Consider the following 357-nt stretch of genomic DNA (forward strand, 5'->3'; position numbering starts at 1 on the left):
GTCTTCTCCACTCAGCAGCCATGAAATTCTCCCTCATCGTAGCCGTTGTCGTGCTTGCTCTGGCACAAGGAAGCTTTACTCAAGATGCAACCACTGAGCTTGAGAAACTTGGTCAATACTTTGAGCAGATGAAGAACAAGATGGTCCAGGACCTGACCGAGATTGTCCGCAACCAGGACCTGGCAAACCAGGCTCAGACTCAGCTGCAGCCTCTGGTTGCTCAGATTCAGGAGCAGCTGAAGACTGTTGCCACCAACGTCGAGGAGCAGATCAAGCCCCTGACAGCCAACGTGCAGGGTGAGGCTCAGGTCCAGCTCGAGGCCTTCAAGACGCAGCTCCAGACCATCTTTGCCACCC

The 357-nt window shown here is 54.6% G+C and carries 1 protein-coding gene; it reads left to right on the forward strand.

Translation table 11 applies throughout. The features are described 5' to 3' along the window. Window positions 1-20: 20 nt before the first annotated feature. The coding region (locus H4O21_RS24705; RefSeq protein WP_182812597.1) for a hypothetical protein at window positions 21-357 on the forward strand (337 nt) is incomplete at its 3' end.

The sequence above is a fragment of the Oceanospirillum sediminis genome (assembly GCF_014164585.1).
GTDB lineage: Bacteria > Pseudomonadota > Gammaproteobacteria > Pseudomonadales > Halomonadaceae > Oceanospirillum > Oceanospirillum sediminis.